The sequence below is a fragment of the Stenotrophomonas sp. ZAC14D2_NAIMI4_6 genome (assembly GCF_003086875.1).
Classification (GTDB): Bacteria; Pseudomonadota; Gammaproteobacteria; order Xanthomonadales; family Xanthomonadaceae; genus Stenotrophomonas.
The window spans coordinates 3,001,609-3,020,427 of sequence record NZ_CP025996.1 but is presented as its reverse complement, the minus strand read 5'-3'; the positions used below and the strand labels follow the sequence as shown (position 1 = coordinate 3,020,427).

The following is an 18,819-nucleotide window of genomic DNA, read 5'->3' as shown; positions in this document are numbered from 1 at the left end:
TCACCAGCCGCCTGGGCGCCACTGCAACTGCGCGTCGTGGGCCTGCAACCACGTCTGCAGGGGGGCGGAAACCACCACGTCGGCGGCGGCCAGCAACTGCTCGCCGTCGAACAGCAACGGCAGCTGCGCGCGCCGCCAAGGCGCCAGGTGCTCGCGCTGCAGGCAGTCCTTCAGCGCGTGTGAATGGGTGCGGCCGGGCAGCAGGATGCGCTCGCCGCCCTGCCGTGCGCGTACCTGCAGGGGCTGGGAAAAGGCCTCGCAGCCCATCAGGCGCAGTTGCCCGCCGTCGGGCAGCGGCAGCGGTGCGCGGCCATCCCAGGCGGCGTGCCAGGCGGTCGGCAGCGTGGGCAGCACGGCCGGCAGCAGGTAGGCATGTCCCCGCCATTGCTGGATCGCGTGGTCCTGCCAGCGCACCTGCGCCCGCCGATCGCTGGGCGCTGCCAGCAGTTCCTGCTGCAGCTGCTGCAGCACCGTGGCCGGCAGCGGTGCGGCACCGTGCGCGCGCACCCAGGCGCGCAGCACGCGCGCACCGCGCGCAGGCGCCACCTGGCGCAGCAGCTCCAGCGACAGCACCCGCGGTGCCACTTCCAGGTGTGCGATCAGTTCGGCATCTTCCTCGTCCAGCATCGCGCGGGTCTGCGCGCAGTGGTCGGCGCTGCCGGCCAAGGCCGCGGCTGCGTGCGGCCAGCGTTGGCGCAGCAGCGGCAGCATCTGCAGGCGCAGGAAATTACGGTCGGCGTGGTCGTGGTCGTTGCTGGGGTCTTCGATCCAGCGCAGGGCATGCTGCTGCGCGTAGTCGTGCAGCGCGCTGCGTGCGGTGTGCAGCAGGGGCCGCCACAGGCGGTGGCCCTGCAATGTGCTGTCGGCCGCGATCGCCGCCAGGCCATCGATGCCGGAGCCGCGCAGTGCGCGCAGCAGGAAGGTTTCGGCCTGGTCATCCTGATGGTGGGCCAGGGCGAGGGTTTCGCCCGGCCGCAGTTCGGCGCCGAAGGCGGCGCGCCGGGCCTGGCGCGCGGCACCTTCCAGCCCCAGGCCGTCGGCCGTAGCGACCTGTACGCGATGCACGGCCAGGTCGATGCCCAGGGCATCGCACTGCTGCTGGCAGTGCCTGACCCAGGCATCGGCATCGGCCTGCAGGCCGTGGTGGACATGCACCGCGCGCAGCGGCGTGGCGCTGGCCTGCGCGCAGCGCCAGAGCCAGTGCAGCAGCACGGTTGAATCCAGCCCGCCGCTGTAGCCGACCAGCAGCGGGGTATCCAGCGGGACAAGGGCAGGGAAGTCACTCACGTCGGCAAGTATAGGGTGGGGGGAGCTGGCAGGGCTGCGCCCTGCACCTGCTCAATGCAACGTCAACGTCAACGTCAACGTCAAAAGCCAGGTATCCGTGGGGTGGCGGGGTGGGTCCGGTTGCGAGGGACGCCGTGAATCCGTCCGTGGAGGCTTGGCCGCGGCATCCATGCCGCGGACACCCCCGCAACCGGACCCATCCCGCCTTCGACAGTTTCCCGCGATCTGTCGGAACCGCGTTCTGCTCTGGTGGGTGTCGACCTGGGTCGACACAGTAGATCCACGCCATGCGTGGATGAAATTGTCAGATATCGAAGAATTTGGGGTCAGAGCCCCTTGCGCAGCAACGGGATCTGACCCCATGCCATGCGATCTGCCGGAACGGCGTTCTTCTCTGGTGGGTGTCGACCTTGGTCGACACGAATGAATTCATTCGATACCTGACAGATGTGTCGACCAAGGTCGACACCTACCAACAGCCGGGCATGTCGCGATGGCCAGTAGATCCACGCCATGCGTGGATCCGTTCCGAATTCAATTCGAAATTTTCGATTCCCACAGAGATCCATCCACGCATGGCGTGGATCCCCCCGCCGATCGCGGGAATCTGTCAGAGGTGGGGCGGTGTCGGATTGCGGGGTGTCAGCCGCATGGATGCGGCTGCCAAGCCTACACGGACGTACTTGCGGCGTCCCCGCAATCCGACACCGTCCCGCCATCCCACGCAATGCCCGCTTTTGCCGTTGCCGTTGCCGTTGCTTCAGTCGAGCATGGCTCGACTCTACAGGGGTGCAGGGCGCAGCCCTGCCGAAAACCCTACTTCAGCCGACGGCCGCTGCGGTCGATGCGGAACCAGTCGCCGCCTTCCATCGGGGTGTGCCCGTCTGCATCGGGCGTGCCGCGCCGGCAGCCGTTGCACACTTCGGCCACACCGTCGTGGAACGGCCAGGCGAAATCGAAGGTCGGTTCGATCACTTGCCGCAACGCCACGTCGAAGTAACCGATGCGCTCGCCCACGCGGCCACGCAGCAGACCTTCCTGCAGCGTGTCCGGGCCGTTGTCCCAGGTGATGACCGCCAGGCTGCGGCCAGTGCGGTCCACGTAATGGAAACTGCCGCCGGCATGAACCACCGCCAGCCCCTGCGCGTCGTAGGGCAGGGCGGCCAGCGCCGTGGCGTCCAGCCGCGGCTGACCTTCGGCCACGGTGCAGCCCGGCAACGCCACCAGCCCTTCGCTTTCAGTCAGCAGCTGGCACGCAGGCGCTTGTGCCTGTGCACCGGCACTGGCCAGCACGCCCAGCAGGGCCAGCCACCGCGCAACGCGGCGACCGGCCCAAACGGCAGGGGCTGGCTGCGGCCTCACTTGGCCTCGGCCTTGCGCTCGAAGGCGTTCGGCGCCGGCAGCTGCACCGGCACGCCCTGCGCATCGCAGGTGCCGGCCTGGCACAGGCGTGCGCGCAGGGCCGGGGCCGCCTGCACGATCATGTGGTAGATCGCATTCTGTTCCAGCGTGCCGCGGATCGCCTGGCTGCCCGGGCCACGGGCCCAGATGCCCACGTCTTCGCCGCCGTGCGATTCGGACTTCATCGGCACCAGCGCTTCCTGCATGTAATCGGGGTGCTCGGTGTCCACCGCGTGCAGGTCGGGGCGTCCCTTGGCCTGCTCGAACGTGCTGGGGTTGTGCGGGTAGCGCTTCGGTCCGGCCGGCTGCTGGTTGGTGGCGCCGGTGTGGCCGGGGCCGTTGGCGTAGCTCAGCGTGGTGTAGGGCTGGCCGTTGCCGTCCAGGGCGTTGTCCAGCTTGCCGGCACCGTCTTCGCCCCCCTTGTCCTTCACCTTGCCCAGGATCGGGTTGCCACGCGCCGGGTAGCCGACGAAGTTGAGGGTGTGTGAGTGGTCGGCGGTGACGATGATCAGGGTGTCATCGGCCGAGGTCAGTTCGTTGGCCACGCGCACTGCATCGGACAGGGCAACGGTTTCGGTCAGCGCGCGGTAGGCGTTGCCACTGTGGTTGGCATGGTCGATGCGTGCGCCTTCGATCATCAGCACGTAGCCTTCCTTGTGCTGGGCCAGGTTCTTGATCGCCGCGGCGGTCAGTTCGGCCAGGCTCGGCTCGCCGGACGGATCCTGCGGGCGCTCGTATTCGTAACGCATGTGGTCCGGCTCGAACAGGCCGAGCAGGGCCGGGGCGTTGGCGGCGGCGGCCAGCTGCTTGCTGTTCCATACGTACGCACCCTGCGGATGCGCCTGCTGCCATTCCTGCACCAGGCTGCGGCCGTCCAGGCGCTGGCCGACCTTGTCGTCATATTCGGGGTCGCGCTCTTCCACGGTGGTGAACTCACCACGACCGCCGCCCAGGGCGACCAGCGGGCCACGTCCATAGCGCGAGGTGGACAGCAACTGCTGGGCGATGTCCTGGCAGCCGGCGGCCTTGGCTTCCTCGGTCAGGTCGGTGTCGTTTTCCCAGTTGCGCTCGGGCGAATGGGCGTAGGTGGCGGCCGGGGTGGCGTGGGTCAGGCGCGCGGTGGAGACGATGCCGGTGGCCAGGCCGGCGCTGTCGGCCAGCTGCAGCCAGGTCAGCAGGCCCTTGGACAGGCTGTCGGCGCAGTCGGTGCGGCTGCCGGCGCTGACGCCGATGGCGCCCATGTGGGTCTTCACGCCGGTGGTGATGGCGGTCATGGTGCCGGCCGAATCCGGCGTCTGCGAATCGGTGTTGTAGGTCTTGCTGAACGCGGTGGCCGGGAAGCGCTCCCACGACAGCAGGTTCTCTTCGCCGGCGCTGCCCTTGCGCTGGCCTTCATAGATGCGCGCGGCGGCCACGGTGGTCAGGCTCATGCCATCGCCCAGGAACAGGATGACGTTCTTGGCCTTGCCGGCCATCGCGCCGTTGGCTGCGGCCTGTGCGGCGCCACTGCGGTACCACCACTGCGGGGTTTCGCCGGCCGGATGGGCGACCGGATCGACGGCGACCTTCAGGCCGGCCGGGGCAGTGGCGGGGGCGGTGCTGGCGCAGGCGCCCAGCAGCAGGGTGGTGGCGCAGGCGGCCAACAGAGAGACGGAACGACGCATGGACGCTGGGATCTCACAAACTGTAACGGGACGTTCATTATGCCCGGCCCAGCAAGGCACGCCGATGACACACTGATTTGCCGGTGCGGCGGTCGTTCCCGCGGCAGGCTTGGGCTATCGTGGAACCATCCCTTCCTTCCCCTCTGGATTGCCTATGAAGCTGGTCTCTGCCTGGCTGCGGATTCCATTCTGGCAGCGCGTGGTCGGTGGCTTCGTGCTCGGCGCGCTGGCCGGCTGGGCGCTGGGCCCGGCCGCGGAAACGTGGTTCGGCCCGCTCGGCGAACTGTATGTCACCCTGATCAAGATGATCGCGGTGCCGCTGGTGTTCTTCGCGGTCATCAACGCGATCTCGTCGCTGCATGGCCAGAAATCGGTCGCCGCGCTCAGTGGCCGCACCTTCCTGTGGTTCGTGATCACCGCGGCGCTGGCCGTCTGCGTGGGCCTGGGCGTGGGCTCGGTGCTGCAGCCTGGTGCCGGTGGCCTGCAACTGTCGATGGCCAGCAACTACGTGCCGCGCGAAGTGCCCAGCGTGGTGCAGGTGCTGCTGGACGTGGTGCCGGCCAATGTGTTCTACGCGCTGTCGGGCATCGGCACCAAGGTCAACGCGGCCGGCGAGACCGTGCTGGCGGCCGGTCGCGGTTCGATCCTGCCGGTCATCTTCTTCGCCGGCCTGGTGGGCTTTGCCATCGTCAAGCTGGGCGAGAAGGTGACCGAGGCGCGCAAGCTGGTCGGGCAGATGAGCGACATCATGATCCAGGTGACCCGCTTCGTGCTGGAAGTCACCCCGATCGGTACGTTCGGCCTGATCGCCGGCCTGGTCGGCAGCTACGGCTTCGAGAAGCTGCTGCCGCTGGGCCATTTCGTGCTGGCCCTGTACGTGGCCTGCGCGCTGCACATCGTGGTGGTGTACAGCGCGCTGCTGCTGTCGCACGGCTTGAACCCGCTGAAGTTCTTCCGCGGCGCGGCACCGGGCATGCAAGTGGCCTTCGTCAGTTCGTCCAGCTTCGCGGCGATGCCGGTGGCGCTGCGCTCGATCACCCACAACCTGGGGGTGAACAAGGACTACGGTTCGTTCGCCGTGCCGCTGGGCGCCAGCATCAAGATGGATGGCTGCGGTGCGATCTACCCGGCGCTGTGCGCGGTGTTCATTGCCCAGTACAGCGGCGTGCCGCTCACCCCGGAACAGTACGTGGTGGTGCTGATCGCTTCGGTGCTGGGCAGCTTCGGTACCGCCGGCGTTCCGGGTACCGCGGTGATCATGGCCACCGTGGTGCTGAGCGCGGCCAACCTGCCGCTGGAAACCATCGGCTACCTGTATGCCATCGATCGCATCCTGGACATGATGCGCACGATGACGAATGTGACGGGGCAGATGCTGGTGCCGGTGCTGGTGGCCAAGGAAACCGGGCTGCTGGACCAGAGCGTGTACGACAACCCCAGCACCAATGTCGGTATCGACGATCCCGACCCGACCCCGCCGCGCAGCTGAAGCGGGGCTGCAACGGGTTGTATCAGCCCCTGTAACAGGACTGATACATCCCCCGCGCAGCCCGTGAATCCTGCGTTTCGCGCGCGTTAAGCCCAACGAAATCCCAACGCGGCTGTAACACCGCGGCATCAACCGGCGCGCGTGAGCGCACGCGCAGGCCTTGTGCAACAGGCCTGCGGAAGTTGGCACGGAAACTGCTCCCTCCCTGCGCATACGCAACGGGAGAGCGGCATGGACGGCAGCAGCATCCTCATTGGTAGCCCGGTTCGGCAGATGGCACTGCTGCTGGCCCTGGCCTGCCCGCTGGCCGCCGCCGCATCCGGTGCGCGCCAGGGCGTCAAGGCGCAGCCTGGCGAAATCGTGCTGCTGCGCGATGTGTCCACGCGCCCGGCCTACCGCATGGCCCCGCCCGGCGTGGCGTTGATCGCCGACCCCAAGCCACAGCGCGAGATCGCCGGTGCACTCGGCAGCAGCGGCGCGCACGGTGGCATGGACGAACTCAGCGACGATGACTACGCCGGGCTGGGCGCTGGGCAGACCCAGCAGTTGGCCGCGCCCGGTGGCACCACGGTGGAGCAGGTGACCCACCAGGCGCTGGGGGGCACGCTCGGCCGTTCCGGTGACAGCATGATGAGCGGCAGCAACCTGAGCGGGGCGATGAGCGGCCCGCTGGGTGCGGTGGGCAACACCACCCGCGGCATCGGCGATACGGTGCGCGGTGCGCTGTCGCAGTTCCCGCTGGGCGCACCGGCGCCGGGCGGTGGCAAATGATGCGGCGCACGCGGGGCCTGCTGCTGGTGGTGGTGCTGCTGCCGGCCACGGCGCTGGCCGACGACTACAGCGGCATGCTGGCCTACCTGGATATCGCCCGCATCGACGGCCGCGCGCTGGCTGGGGCCAGCGGCGCCATCGCGGTGAACCAGGCCGCGGGCGATCTCAACATCCAGGCCAATCTGCAGGGCATGGCCAGCGGCGACCAGGCCAACGTGGCCGTGGCCGCACGCCAGCAGCGCGGCGGCAACGTGGTGCTGTCGGCACCGCTGCAGGCCAGCGCACATATCGCCGGAGAAGCATTGGCCGGCGCCAGTGGCATCGCATCGATCAACCAGGCCAGCGGCATCGCCAACACGACGCTCAACGTCGTCAGCGCGACGCTGGCCCGGCAAGGGATACGCGAATCCGATGACGCGGCATTGGCCGCAGCGGATATCGCGTCAGCAGGGGGGCAGGGCGACACCGGTGACGGTGTTGCGGCGGGTATCCGCAGTGTCGGCGTCGCTTCGACGGCACTGCGGGGCTTCGACGGTGTCCTGCAACTCAATCAGATCGCGGGAGCGCGCAATGACACGGCCAACGTGCTGACCATGGCCGTGCAGGGCAACCCGTGAGCAACAACCACCCGATGTATCACCTGATGAGAGAGAGGGCACCATGAACGCGAACCTGAAAAGGACCGTGCTTGCGATGGCGATTGCCACGGCCTCCACTGCGGCTGCGGCCAACGGCTGGGACAACCAGAACGCCAACGCCAACATCAACCACAACCATGTCGTGACCGAAACCCGCAACGACACCCACAACCACACCGACAACGAGGTCCGCAACTGGACCCGTACCAACACCACGGTACGCAGCAACACCGACAGCTCCAACATCACCCGCAACCGCACGGTGAACGAGCAGGTACAGAAGAACAGCAACATCCAGGCCGACGAGCGCAAGGAAAAGAACAACCACGGCGTCGACGTGAACCTGGAAAAGGACCTGCGCCTGAGCTCGGACATCAGCTTCTCGGGTGACCCGGAAGTGACCGGCTCGATCGATCTGGATTCGGCCGCCATCGCGGTCATCGACAACCGCCAGTCGATCAGCAACAACGTAGGCTCCAACAGCCTGGTGACCAACAGCGCCTCCATTGCCGACGATGTCGGCGCCGGTGCGTCGGGCAACCTCGGCTTCAACGTGGTAGCCGGTGACAACAATGCGCAGGACAACGCCGCTTCGCTGTCCGCCGCTGACGCGTCCTTCAGCTTCGGCATGGCCGACGCCGAAGTGTTCGTCAACCAGGCAGGTATGGGCAACGTCACCATGAACTCCGGCGTCACCAACGCCGCCAGCCTCGGTGGCAATGCCTTCGGTGGCGCGTCGGGCAACATCGGCGTGAACATCGCCTCGGGCAACAACAACGAGCAGAAGAACGCGCTCGCTGCTTCGGTGGCCACCAGTGCCATGGCCCAGTCCAGCATCAGCTCCAACCAGATCTCCAGCGGCAATGCGGTGTCCAATGCCGGCTATGTGCAGTCCTACACCGACACCGTGGAAGTGGGCATGAGCGGTGGCGTGGGCGGCCTGACCCTGGCCTACGGCGCCGGCACCTACAGCGGCCGTGGCAACGCTTACCAGATGGCGAACTACTACCTCGACACCTGGGACGGCGACCTGCCGCATCCGGACGGCAACAGTACCGGGCACATCGATCTGGACAACGAGATCCAGAACGCAACGATGAACCCGTACCGTCAGGGCGTGGGTGGCCTGGGCTTCGACACGCGTGAAAGCGGCACCAGCCAGTTCGTCGAACTGGGCATTGCCGACCTGTACGCCAGCCTGAGCGGCACCGTCACCACCACCCGTTGGGTGAACGTCAACGCCACCAACACCTCGGCGCTGTCCGGCAGTGCCTTCTCCGGGGCGTCGGGCAACATCGGCGTGAACGTGGCGTCTGGCACCGGCAACCTGCAGGCCAACAGCTTGGCCCTGGCCGTGGCCCAGCCCAGCACCGGCGGTGGCGGCGGCACCGGTGGCGGCGAGTAACACCGCGCGTGACCGCTTTCGCAGCTGACCTGCGTTGAGCGCAACAAGCCCGGCCGTCCGCCAATGGCCGGGTTCCCCGGGAGCCCCTGTCCCTCCTCCCCCTTGGGGCAGGGGCTCCTTCCTTTCCGTGGAGAGCACCATGGCCGGTTCCCGTTGGTGGTTGCGTGTTCTGACCTGCCTGCTGTTGCTGGGCAGCGCCGGTGCCTGGGCCGGGGACGTCGCCTTCAGCGGCGTGCTGCCCAACGGTGCGCTGATGCAGCAGAAGGTAGAAAGCATGCAGGAGCGGCGCTACCGCAACCTGGTGCGGCAACACACCGACTACAGCTGTGGGGCCGCCGCGCTGGCCACGATCCTGCGCTACGCCTACCACCTGGACACCACCGAAGCCACGGTGATCGAGGGAATGATGGGGGTTTCCGATCCACAACTGGTCAAGGAGCGCGGTTTCTCGCTGCTGGACATCAAGCGCTATGTCGAATCGCTGGGCATGCGCGGCCGAGGCTACCGCATTGATGAAACGCGCCTGCGCACCCTGCGGGTGCCGGGGCTGGTGCTGATGGATGTGCGCGGCTTCCGCCATTTCGTGGTGCTCAAGCAGGTGCGGGGCGGCGTGGTGGAAGTGGCCGACCCGATCCTGGGCAACCGTGCGCTGCCGCTACCGGAGTTCCTGGAAGCATGGCCGTCGCGCGCCGTTTTCGTCGTCATCGGCAGCGACTTCGATCGCAATACGGTCCTGCTGCAACCGAGCGAACGGCCCAGTGCACGCGCGCTGTATGCGCGGCAGGGACCGATCACCGATGCCGAGCTGGTCGACTTCGGCTTCAGCCATGCCGACCTGTTCTGAAGGAGGCACGATCATGTTTTGCCAACGTGTACTGATTGCTGCGCTGCTGGTACTTCCTGCGTTGCCCGCGTGGGCCGCAGATGGTGCGCCGGGGCGCGGCCTGAAGGAAATCCCCGATCCGGAGCTGAATCTGATGCGTGGCCGCTACACCGTGGGCGGCAACAACGTGGCCTGGTTCGGCGTCACCATGATTTCGCAGTGGAAGGGCAATGACGGCGGCGCGGTGCAGGGTGCGCTCACCCTGGGCATGGATTTCCGCCAGGGCAGTACGCCCAAGCTGACCTTCCAGCCCAGCGTGCAGGTCACCGCCGCCGATGCACCGCTACCCGATACCAGTGGCCGCAGCATCGACAGCACCGGCCTGGCCAATGCCAGTGGTCTGGTGCAGAGCGTGCAGGTGGCGGGCGATGGCAACACCGCGCGCAACGTCACCTCGCTCACCATCCGTGATGGCGCCGTGCCCGTGGCCGGCAGTGACGACGGAACGCGCATTGCCCAGGTGCAGCAGGGTGGCGCCAGCGCCAGCGCGGTGCTGGACGGCAACCAGGCGCGCCTGCTGTTGCAGGTCGATGGCCAGGGCATGGTGCAGCAGTGGATCCGCAATGGCAGCGTCGGCCAGGGCATTGCCCTGAGCGGCGACGGCCAGAACGCCAGCAACCGGCTGCAGCTGGAGCTGGTACGCAATTCCGTGGCCGGCAACCTGCCGTTGAGCCAGAACGTGGCCCAGGCAATCGCGCTGAACCGCGGCATGGGCCCGGGCCAGTAAACCGGTCCGGTCAAGGGGGACGAACGTTCAACGCAGGTCACTGACATGCATACCTATTTGCGGCTTACCCCGCTGGCGCTGGCGGCGCTGGCGGCCAACGCCTTCGCCCAGCAGCCGGCGGCCAACGATACGGCCGACGTGCAGGCACTGATCGGCCAACTGGAACAACTGAAAGCCAACTACGCCCAGGAGGTACGGCGCCTGCGCGAACTGGACATGCAGGTGCAGGCCATGCAGGCCCGCCTGAACGGTCGTGCCGGCGCGGCATCCACACCGGCGGCGCCATTGGCCCCGGCGGCCGCGGCCGCAGTACCGCCCAGCAGCGAGGGCTACGCCAGCACCGCTGCCGAAGCACAGCAGGCCAAGCAGGAAGCGCGGCGCAGCGTGGACGACGTGAAGCAGCAGCAGGCTGCGCTGTTCTCACGCAGGTTCACCCTGGAAAACAGCCTGACCTATGCCCGCTACGACAGGAAGCAGTTGACCCTCAATGGCTTCCTGGCGCTGGATGCGATCTTCCTGGGCAACATCGCCATCGAGAACGTCGAATCCGATTCGCTCACCTACAACCTGGCCGCGCGCTGGGGCGTGAGCCCGAACCTGACCCTGAACGCCGACGTGCCCTACCTGGCACGGCGCACGGTCTATCAGAAGGGGGGTGCCGGTGGTGCGGCGGCTGCGATCGCGCAGGAAGAAACCAATGGCAATGGCCTGGGCGATGTGAGCGTCAGCGCGAACTACCGGCTGTTCGGCGAACGTGGCTGGCGGCCGGAAACCGTGCTGACCGGCGGAGTGACCGCACCGACCGGGCGTGCCCCCTACGGGCTGGACTGGAAGGTGATCGAGCGTGATGACGACGACTACATCCGTTTCGCGGTTCCGCGCGAACAGCCTACCGGCAATGGCGTGTGGCAGGCCAACCTGGGTGTGTCGATGGTCAAGACCGCCGACCCGGCGATCCTGTTCGCCAACGCCGGTTACATCCATTCGTTCCCGCGGGGTTTCAGCGATATCGACAGCAACCCGGACACCACCAACCCGGGGGATGTGAAGCTGGGCGGATCGGTGTACTTCGGCGCAGGCGTGGCGTTTGCCTTCAACGAACGCACCAGCCTGAGCATCTCCTTCAGCGACAAGATCACCGCTCGTGCCTCGACGCGGTTCAAGGGCGGGCAATGGGTGAAGGTGATCGGCAGTGATGCCAATGCCGCCTCGCTGAACCTGGGCGTGACCTATGCGCTGAACCAGAACACCACGCTGGTCACCCTGCTGGGCATCGGCCTGACCCCGGACGCGCCGGACTTCACCCTGGCGTTCAAGGTGCCGTACATGCTGTAGCGAAGGGCTGACGCCATGCATCGGTAGCGCCGGGCCATGCCCGGCGTTTCTTGTTGTGGTGGCGCTCACGCATGGTAGAGCCGGGCCACGCCCGGCTGCTGTTTTCCGCGGCAGCGGAGGGGTGTCACTTTCTTTGCTTGTGCACCGTGCTGCAGGAGCAGCGCGGAACGGCGCAGCCGGCCCGTAGGGTGGCGCACATGGATGTGCGCCATCAAGAAAGTAACCAAAGAAACACACCGCCGTCGGCGAGCCGGCGCTGCGCGCCGGTACCCTGCGCTCCTCGGCCCGTCGAGGGACGGCGCCGAACTCGCTGCGCTCAGACACCGGCGCCTCTTCGCCCTCGCCGGACCTGCGGTGCTCGGCTCGCTTCAAGGCGGATCCAAATCAACGTCAACGGCAACGGCAACGTCAACGGCAGCCGGGCATCTCGGTAGCGCCGGGCCATGCCCGGCGTTTCGTTTCCGCGACCGCGGCGGGGTGTCACTTTCTTTGCTTGTGCAAAGAAAGTAACCAAAGAAACACACCGCAGTCGGCGAGCCGGCGCTGCGCGCCGGTACCCTGCGCTCCTCGGCCCGTCGAGGGACGGCGCCGAACTCGCTGCGCTCAGACACCGGCGCCTCTTCGCCCTCGCCGGACCTGCGGTGCTCGGCTCGCTTCAAGGCGGATCCAAATCAACGTCAACGGCAACGTCAACGGCAACGGCAACGTCAACGGCAACTTCAACGGCAACTTCAACGGCAACTTCAACGGCGGCCGGGCATCAGCGCTCCGGGGGCAGTTCCAGGCGGTGCTTGCGGCACAGCCGGTAGACGGTCACGCGCGATACCTGCATGTGCCGGGCGCAGGCGGATACGTTGTAGCCGTGCTGGCGCAATGCCTGCAGCAGCAGATCGCGTTCCACCTGGCCACGGGCATCCTGCAGCAGTGCGCGGGGTTCGGGCAGTGCGTCGTCGGCAAGTTCGAGGTCGGCGGCGGTGATCAGTTCGCCCTCGGCCACAATCGCCGCACGCTGCACGCGGTTCAGCAGCTCGCGCACATTGCCGGGCCAGCCGAAACCACGCATCGCTTGTCGGGCACCGGTGTCGAAACCCCGCGCGCGGCCGGGATGGCGCTGGCGGAAGCCGCGCAGGAAATGATCGGCCAGCAGCAGCACGTCGCTGCCACGCTCGCGCAGCGGGGGCATCGGCAGGCGCAGCACGTTCAGGCGGTAATACAGATCGCGCCGGAAGCGGCCCTGGGCCACCGCCTGTTCCAGTTCGACATGGGTGGCGGCCAGCACCCGCACATCCACCCGCAGCGGCTGGTTGCTGCCCACGCGTTCGAGCGTGCCTTCCTGCAGCACGCGCAGCAGGCTGGTCTGCGCATCGCCGGGCAGGTCGCCCACCTCGTCCAGGAACACGGTGCCGCCATGGGCCGATTCGAACAGGCCGATGCGGCGCTGGGCGGCGCCGGTGAACGCGCCGCGCTCATGGCCGAACAGCTCCGACTGCACCAGGTTGGCGGGAATGGCGCCGCAGTTCACCGCCAGGAAGGGCTTGCCGGCCCGGCCAGACAGCGCATGCAGGGCCTGCGCGGCCAGTTCCTTGCCGGTGCCGGTTTCGCCGGTGACCAGCACCGGCAGATCCACCGGCGCGAATTTGTGCAGGGCCGCGCGCACGGCCAGCACGCGCGGGCTGTCACCGATCAGGGCCGGCAGGCCACCGCCATCGCAGGCGCGCGCCGGGTCGCTGGTGTCAGCGTCGGCCTGGCGCTGCATGGTGGACACCAGCGCGCCCAGTTCCAGCGGCAGGGTGAACTGGTTCTGGCAGGCCAGCAGGACGTCGGTCCAGGCAGGGGGAGGGCTGTGCACGTCCGCCGGCAGCACCGCCAGCCAGGGCAGGTGCTGGTGCTGCTGCACCCAGGGCAGCAGTGCCTGCAGCGCGTCCAGATCGAGGTGGCGCAGGTCGATCACCGCCACCAGATGGTCGCGACCGCGCAGGCCGACCGCCATCGCCGGCCCGGGCGCCACGCAGCGCAGCTGCCAGCCGGCGGCGGCCAGCGCGCCACGCTCGGATGCCTGCGGCTGTCCGAACCAGATCACGCAACGTGATGGAACTTCCAGGCTTGCTGCCATTCCTTTCCCCCCGGCACGCAGACAGCGCGGGCGGGGTATGGCTGGGTATCCCGGCATGCCGCCCCACGCCGGGTTACGCAGGCCGCGGGCTGGCGGCCGGCCGCGGCCCAACGGACCGTGACATCAAGCACCAACGCACGGGGCGGCGGCCAGCGGCCAGCGGCGCAACAACGAAAAAGCCGCTGCAGGGCAGCGGCTTGGTCGTTCAGACGGTGACGAGGCGGGCGGCGGTCAGAGATCGACCCGGCGCGCCTGCATGAACTTGTTGCCCCAGTAGCCGCTGAGCAGGGTGTCCACGCGCACGTCCTTGCCGGTGCTCGGGGCGTGCAGGAAGCGACCTTCGCCCACGTAGATGCCGACATGGTCGACCCGGCCCTTGCGGCCGAAGAACACCAGATCGCCGGCGGCCAGCGAGGCGCGGTCATTGATCAGCTGGGCGTTGTTGTCGTGGGCCATTTCGCGCGAGACGCGCGGCAGTTCGATGCCCAGTGCCGAACGGAATACGTAGCCCACCAGACCGCTGCAGTCGAAGCCGCTGTCCGGGTTGCTGCCGCCCCAGCGGTACGGGGTGCCCAGCAGGGTCATCGCGCGGCGCAGCAGCGACTGCACCTTGCCGTTGTCGGCTTCACTGCCGACCACGACGCTGCCGTTGGCGGCGCTGCTGGTGTCGTAGTTGGCAAGCAGGCGGCTGAGGTCACCGGCCACCATGGCCGAGCGGTCCATCAGCGGAATGGTGTCGTTGGCGGCCAGGTGCGGCAGCAGGGCGGCCAGGGTGGCGCTGGCGGCGGCATCGGCGCGGCTGCGCTGGGCGGCCGGTTCGGCCTTGGCGGCCGGCTTGGCGGTGGCTTCCACGGAAGCCGGTGCCGGTGCGTCGGAACGGTTCGGAGCGGTCTGCGCCCAGGCCGGAAGGCTGGAGAGGCAGAGTGCCAGGCCCAGCAGCAGCGGGCGGACACGATGTGAAGGAACGGCGGTCTGGCCTTGGCCTTGCAGGTCGTCAGTCGTCACGCGTCGGTCACAGGAAAAAAACGATGGGGCATCATGCCCTGTAAAAGCCGCGATAAGTTAAAAATTCCGTTATAAAATCGTTATTTACAGCGTGATCTGCGTCACAGTTTTGAACATATCGCCTGTTCAGTTTAGCGAAGGACGCGTTTCGCTCCTGTGTAGTGGTCTTTCCAGTAGGGACCACTGAGCGAATCCAGGCGCACCGTGCCGCCGGTGCTGGGCGCGTGCACGAAGCGGCCTTCGCCCACGTAGATGCCCACGTGGGTCACGTTGCCGCGACTGCCGAAGAACACCAGATCGCCGGTGGCCAGGCGCTGCGGATCGATCCTCGGGCCCTGCACCGCGGCCAGGTCGCGCGAGGTGCGCGGCAGCTTCAGGTCGACCATTTCCCGGTACACGTAGGTGACCAGGCCGCTGCAGTCGAAGCCCGAATCGGGGGTGTTGCCGCCATAGCGGTAGGGCGTGCCGACCAGGCTGATCGCGCGCATCAGCACCGAATTGGCGGCCTCGGGGTTGTCCGGCGTGGTCGCCGGCCAGTGCGCCGAGGGCGGCGGCGGGGCGGGGCGGGTGGCCTTGCCGCCGCCGCAGGCGGAAAGCAACAGGGGCAGGGCCAGCAGCAGAGCGGGCGCGAAGAGCCGGCGCGGGCCGGACGAAACTGGCGTGATGTGCATGATCTCCGGATAATGCGCCACCTTGGATTGGCCGTCATGATGGCGGCGTCCCCGCCGGGCGACAACCCGCCCCAACCCGCCTGCCTTCGGCAGATCCAGACAGAGTTGCGCATGAAGATCGAAAAAGACCGCGTTGTCCGCTTCCACTACACCGTTTCCGAAGTCGGCCAGGCGCCGATCGAGTCGTCCAAGGACCGCGGCGAGCCGCTGGCGATCCTTATCGGCCACGGCAACATCATCCCGGGCCTGGAAAACGCCATGATGGACCAGGAAGCCGGTGCGACCTTCAGCGTCGACGTGACCGCTGCAGATGCCTACGGCGAACGCCGCGAAGGCCTGTCCCAGCGCGTGCCGAAGAAGCACTTCGGCAACGCCAAGCTGGCCCCGGGCCAGCAGGTGGTGCTGCAGACCAACTTCGGCCCGCGCGCGGTCACCGTGCAGAAGGTCGGCATGAGCGTGGTCGACGTTGACCTGAACCACCCGATGGCCGGCAAGGACCTGCACTTCGACGTGGAAATCGTTGAAGTGCGCGAAGCCGGCAAGGAAGAGATCGAACACGGCCACGTGCACGGCGACGGCGGTCACCAGCACTGATCGCTGCGCGATCGTGATGCCCGCAACGGCCCGCTTCGGCGGGCCGTTGCGTTTCCGGGCCGGGCCGCGGGCAGGCCCGCAGTGCGCCCGGCAGCGGCATAATGACGGACCTGCCCACCGGATGTTCCGTGAACGCCGCACTTCCTTCCCTGCAGCCGGTCACCTCCGGCGAACGCATCGCCGTGCTGGATGTGCTGCGCGGGGTGGCCCTGCTGGGCATCCTGCTGATGAACATCGAGGCCTTCGCCGGCCCGCTGGAGCTGGCCTTCACCGGCATCGACACGCACTGGCAGGGCATCGACTACTGGGCCGATGCCTTCGTCTACGTGTTCGTGCAGGGCAAATTCTTCACCCTGTTCTCGCTGCTGTTCGGTGCCGGCTTCGCGGTCATGGCCCAGCGCGCCGAAACGGCCGGCCGTGATTTCGCCCCGTTCTACCTGCGCCGCAGCGCGGGCCTGCTGCTGATCGGGCTGTGCCATGCGCTGCTGGTCTGGTCCGGCGACATCCTGGTGCTGTATGCGCTGGCGTCGCTGCCGCTGCTGGCCTGCCGTGAAGCGCCGCGCAGCTGGCTGCCCTGGATGGGGGCCACGGTCTATCTGGGCGGCGTGCTGCTGATGCTGCTGGTCGGTGCCATGGTGTCGATGGCCACTCCGGAAGATCTGCAGCGGATGCTGGCCGACGCCCAGCAGAGCATCGACCAGCAGCGCCTGGTGTATGGGCAGGGCAGCTGGCTGCAGGCCAATGGCCAGCGCCTGCACGAGTTCGGCGTGGCGCTGGGCGGCATGATCATTTCCGGGCCGCAGGTACTGGGCATGTTCCTGCTTGGCAGCTGGTTCGCCAGCAGCGGTGCATTGTCCGCGCCGGAACGTTTCCCGCGCCTGTACGCGCTGCTGCGCTGGGTCGCACTGCCGCTGGGCCTGCTGCTGACGCTGGCCGGCACGTACTGGAAGCCTTATCTGCAGCCCGGCGCCTACGATCTGCCCACCACCGCCGCCATGGCCCTGGTGGCGATCGGTGCAGTGCCCATGTGCCTGGGCTACCTGGCGTGGATCGTGCGCTGGCGCGTGGCCCTGCGCGGCCTGGCCGCGGTGGGGCGCACGGCGCTGACCCATTACCTGCTGCAGTCGCTGTTGTGCACGCTGTTGTTCTACCACTATGGGCTGGGGGCGTTCGAGCAGGTGCCGCGCGCCTGGCAGCTGCTGCTGGCGCTGGCGCTGTTCGCGGCGCAGGTGGCGATCAGCCACGTGTGGCTGCGTCGTTTCCGCTTCGGGCCGGTGGAATGGCTGTGGCGGGCGATGACCTACCGGCAGTGGCCGGCCATGCGCGTTACCCGCGCGGCCGACTGACGTGCCGTATCACTCACGCGGGGCTGCCAGCCTGCCGTGGCATGCTGGCCGCGTGCGCGTGGCGTACCCCGACGATGTTGTTGTTTCCCCTGACTGCGAGCGATTGCGATGAGTACTGCGCCCTTCGACTATGACCTGATCGTGCTGGGCGGCGGTTCTGCCGGCCTGGCCGGCGCGATCCGCGCCGCGCAGTACGGCAAGCGGGTGGCACTGCTGGAACCGGGCGAGCTGGGCGGCACCTGCGTGAACATCGGCTGCGTGCCGAAGAAAGCGATGTGGCTGGCGGCCGATCTGGCCGAGCGTATCGGCCTGGCCCATGCAATGGGTTTCGATGTGCCGGCGCGTCCTGCGCTGTCCTGGAAGGAGCTGGTGATCCACCGCCAGGCCTACATCACCAACATCCACAAGAGCTACCACGCGCGCCTGGACGAGACTGGCGTAGTGCGCATTCCCGCGCGCGGCCACCTGCTGGATGCGCACACCGTGGCCTGCGCCGATGGCGTGCGCTACAGCGCCCAGCACATCCTGATCGCCACCGGCGCGCACCCGCAGCGGCCCGACGTGCCCGGCGCCGAGCTGGGCCTGGTATCGGATGATTTCTTCGATCTGCGCGCGGCGCCGGCCGAGGTGGCGATCGTCGGTGGTGGCTACATCGCCGTGGAACTGGCCGGCCTGCTGCAGGCGCTGGGCAGCCGGGTCAGCCTGCTGGTGCGCGGGCAGCGCCTGCTGGACCGTTTCGACCACGAGCTGACCGAGCAGCTGGCCGAGAACCTGCGCCAGCAGGGCGTGCGCATCTGCTTCGAATTCGACCTGAAGGCACTGCAGCGCGAGGGCCAGCTGGTGCGCGTGGTGGGCGCGCAGGGGGCGCTGGACTGCGCGTTCGATGCGGTGTTCTTCGCTACCGGCCGCCGCGGCAACAGTGCGGATCTGGGCCTGGAAGCGCTGGGCATCGGCATCGGTGAGCACCGCCAGGTGAAGGTCGATGAATGGCAGACCACGGCGGTGCCGAGCGTGCACGCGGTGGGCGATATTGCCGGCAAGGTCGGGCTGACCCCGGTGGCGGTGGCCGCATCGCGGCGCCTGATGGACCGCCTGTTCGGCGGCAAGCCGGAATCGAAGATGGATTATGAGACCGTCCCCAGCGTGGTGTTCTCGCACCCGCCGCTGGGCGCGGTTGGCCTGAGCGAACAGCAGGCGCGCGAATGCTTCGATCAGGTAACGGTCTACCACAGCCGGTTCCGGCCGATGCTGCAGGCGCTGGCCAACGGCACCCAGCGCAGCCTGTTCAAGATGGTGTGTGCGGGCCCGGAAGAACGCGTGGTCGGCATCCATCTGCTGGGTGAGGCCGCCGATGAGATCCTGCAGGGCTTTGCGGTGGCGGTGAAGATGGGGGCGACCAAGGCGCAGTTCGACGCCACCGTGGCGATCCATCCCACCTCGTCGGAAGAAGTGGTGTTGATGCGGTAACCCGGCTGGGTAGAGTCGAGCTT

The 18,819-nt window shown here is 67.8% G+C and carries 16 protein-coding genes; 10 read left to right on the top strand and 6 right to left on the bottom strand.

From position 1 onward, the window contains the following. From tilS to C1933_RS13975, 3 genes are all read right to left on the bottom strand, one after another. Positions 1 to 1,287: a tRNA lysidine(34) synthetase TilS gene (gene tilS / locus C1933_RS13990; protein WP_108753740.1), complete on the bottom strand. Its 1,287-nt coding sequence runs from the start codon at positions 1,285 to 1,287 to the stop codon at positions 1 to 3. Between the two features lie 816 nt (positions 1,288 to 2,103). Further along, positions 2,104 to 2,649 carry a WG repeat-containing protein gene (locus tag C1933_RS13980; RefSeq protein ID WP_108753739.1) on the bottom strand — a complete coding sequence of 182 codons (546 nt, stop codon included), beginning with the start codon at positions 2,647 to 2,649 and terminating at the stop codon, positions 2,104 to 2,106. Then, a complete protein-coding gene (locus C1933_RS13975) occupies positions 2,646 to 4,352 on the bottom strand; it encodes an alkaline phosphatase (RefSeq protein ID WP_108753738.1) in 1,707 nt (568 codons plus the stop codon). Before C1933_RS13975 ends, C1933_RS13980 begins: the two co-directional genes overlap by 4 nt. A 154-nt stretch (positions 4,353 to 4,506) precedes the next feature. Between C1933_RS13975 and C1933_RS13970 the strand changes: the two genes are divergently transcribed. The 7 genes from C1933_RS13970 (at position 4,507) to C1933_RS13940 (ending at position 11,600) form a co-directional block, all read left to right on the top strand. Beyond that, positions 4,507 to 5,841, top strand: coding sequence for a dicarboxylate/amino acid:cation symporter (locus C1933_RS13970; RefSeq protein ID WP_108753737.1), 1,335 nt, complete (start codon positions 4,507 to 4,509; stop codon positions 5,839 to 5,841). A 273-nt stretch (positions 5,842 to 6,114) separates the two neighbouring features. Next, positions 6,115 to 6,612, top strand: a complete 498-nt coding sequence (locus C1933_RS13965) for a hypothetical protein (protein ID WP_325051512.1) — start codon at positions 6,115 to 6,117, stop codon at positions 6,610 to 6,612. Beyond that, a complete protein-coding gene (locus C1933_RS13960; protein WP_108754850.1) occupies positions 6,612 to 7,229 on the top strand; it encodes a hypothetical protein in 618 nt (205 codons plus the stop codon). The genes C1933_RS13965 and C1933_RS13960 overlap by 1 nt, the downstream gene beginning before the upstream one ends. A gap of 43 nt (positions 7,230 to 7,272) precedes the next feature. Further along, positions 7,273 to 8,655, top strand: coding sequence for an adhesin (locus tag C1933_RS13955; protein WP_108753735.1), 1,383 nt, complete (start codon positions 7,273 to 7,275; stop codon positions 8,653 to 8,655). Positions 8,656 to 8,794: 139 nt separating this feature from the next. Further along, positions 8,795 to 9,499 (top strand): C39 family peptidase, encoded by a 705-nt coding sequence (locus C1933_RS13950; RefSeq protein WP_108750275.1) that lies wholly within the window; start codon positions 8,795 to 8,797, stop codon positions 9,497 to 9,499. A 13-nt stretch (positions 9,500 to 9,512) separates the two neighbouring features. Beyond that, positions 9,513 to 10,265: a hypothetical protein gene (locus C1933_RS13945; RefSeq protein ID WP_108750274.1), complete on the top strand. Its 753-nt coding sequence runs from the start codon at positions 9,513 to 9,515 to the stop codon at positions 10,263 to 10,265. A gap of 45 nt (positions 10,266 to 10,310) precedes the next feature. Continuing rightward, positions 10,311 to 11,600 (top strand): transporter, encoded by a 1,290-nt coding sequence (locus tag C1933_RS13940; protein WP_108750273.1) that lies wholly within the window; start codon positions 10,311 to 10,313, stop codon positions 11,598 to 11,600. Positions 11,601 to 12,360: 760 nt separating this feature from the next. On the opposite strand, the gene C1933_RS13935 is transcribed toward C1933_RS13940, so the two are convergent. The 3 genes from C1933_RS13935 to C1933_RS13925 all read right to left on the bottom strand — a co-directional run bounded on the left by C1933_RS13935 (position 12,361) and on the right by C1933_RS13925 (position 15,389). Continuing rightward, positions 12,361 to 13,713, bottom strand: coding sequence for a sigma-54 dependent transcriptional regulator (locus C1933_RS13935; protein WP_108753734.1), 1,353 nt, complete (start codon positions 13,711 to 13,713; stop codon positions 12,361 to 12,363). Positions 13,714 to 13,944: 231 nt separating this feature from the next. Then, positions 13,945 to 14,649 carry a C40 family peptidase gene (locus C1933_RS13930; RefSeq protein ID WP_233614814.1) on the bottom strand — a complete coding sequence of 235 codons (705 nt, stop codon included), beginning with the start codon at positions 14,647 to 14,649 and terminating at the stop codon, positions 13,945 to 13,947. Between the two features lie 200 nt (positions 14,650 to 14,849). Then, positions 14,850 to 15,389, bottom strand: coding sequence for a C40 family peptidase (locus C1933_RS13925; RefSeq protein ID WP_108754849.1), 540 nt, complete (start codon positions 15,387 to 15,389; stop codon positions 14,850 to 14,852). Between the two features lie 111 nt (positions 15,390 to 15,500). On the opposite strand from C1933_RS13925, the gene C1933_RS13920 reads away from it, so the two are divergent. The 3 genes from C1933_RS13920 to gorA all read left to right on the top strand — a co-directional run bounded on the left by C1933_RS13920 (position 15,501) and on the right by gorA (position 18,796). After that, on the top strand, positions 15,501 to 15,983 hold the full coding sequence (locus C1933_RS13920; protein ID WP_108753733.1) for a peptidylprolyl isomerase: 483 nt from the start codon (positions 15,501 to 15,503) through the stop codon (positions 15,981 to 15,983). Between the two features lie 101 nt (positions 15,984 to 16,084). Beyond that, complete coding sequence (locus C1933_RS13915) at positions 16,085 to 17,329, top strand: DUF418 domain-containing protein (protein WP_108753732.1); 1,245 nt, start codon at positions 16,085 to 16,087, stop codon at positions 17,327 to 17,329. Positions 17,330 to 17,437: 108 nt separating this feature from the next. Then, positions 17,438 to 18,796, top strand: coding sequence for a glutathione-disulfide reductase (gene gorA, locus C1933_RS13910; protein WP_108753731.1), 1,359 nt, complete (start codon positions 17,438 to 17,440; stop codon positions 18,794 to 18,796). The last annotated feature ends 23 nt before the right edge of the window (positions 18,797 to 18,819 follow it).

Excerpts from the sequence above, each read along its gene's own strand:
- C1933_RS13965 (WP_325051512.1), top strand. The coding sequence starts at position 6,115 with ATGGCACTGCTGCTGGCCCTGGCCTGCCCGCTGGCCGCCGCCGCATCC.
- C1933_RS13970 (WP_108753737.1), top strand. The coding sequence starts at position 4,507 with ATGAAGCTGGTCTCTGCCTGGCTGCGGATTCCATTCTGGCAGCGCGTG.
- C1933_RS13915 (WP_108753732.1), top strand. The coding sequence starts at position 16,085 with ATGACGGACCTGCCCACCGGATGTTCCGTGAACGCCGCACTTCCTTCC.
- C1933_RS13940 (WP_108750273.1), top strand. The coding sequence starts at position 10,311 with ATGCATACCTATTTGCGGCTTACCCCGCTGGCGCTGGCGGCGCTGGCG.
- C1933_RS13975 (WP_108753738.1), bottom strand. The coding sequence starts at position 4,352 with ATGCGTCGTTCCGTCTCTCTGTTGGCCGCCTGCGCCACCACCCTGCTG.
- C1933_RS13945 (WP_108750274.1), top strand. The coding sequence starts at position 9,513 with ATGTTTTGCCAACGTGTACTGATTGCTGCGCTGCTGGTACTTCCTGCG.
- C1933_RS13920 (WP_108753733.1), top strand. The coding sequence starts at position 15,501 with ATGAAGATCGAAAAAGACCGCGTTGTCCGCTTCCACTACACCGTTTCC.
- C1933_RS13960 (WP_108754850.1), top strand. The coding sequence starts at position 6,612 with ATGCGGCGCACGCGGGGCCTGCTGCTGGTGGTGGTGCTGCTGCCGGCC.
- C1933_RS13925 (WP_108754849.1), bottom strand. The coding sequence starts at position 15,389 with ATGCACATCACGCCAGTTTCGTCCGGCCCGCGCCGGCTCTTCGCGCCC.
- C1933_RS13950 (WP_108750275.1), top strand. The coding sequence starts at position 8,795 with ATGGCCGGTTCCCGTTGGTGGTTGCGTGTTCTGACCTGCCTGCTGTTG.
- C1933_RS13955 (WP_108753735.1), top strand. The coding sequence starts at position 7,273 with ATGAACGCGAACCTGAAAAGGACCGTGCTTGCGATGGCGATTGCCACG.
- C1933_RS13935 (WP_108753734.1), bottom strand. The coding sequence starts at position 13,713 with ATGGCAGCAAGCCTGGAAGTTCCATCACGTTGCGTGATCTGGTTCGGA.
- gorA (WP_108753731.1), top strand. The coding sequence starts at position 17,438 with ATGAGTACTGCGCCCTTCGACTATGACCTGATCGTGCTGGGCGGCGGT.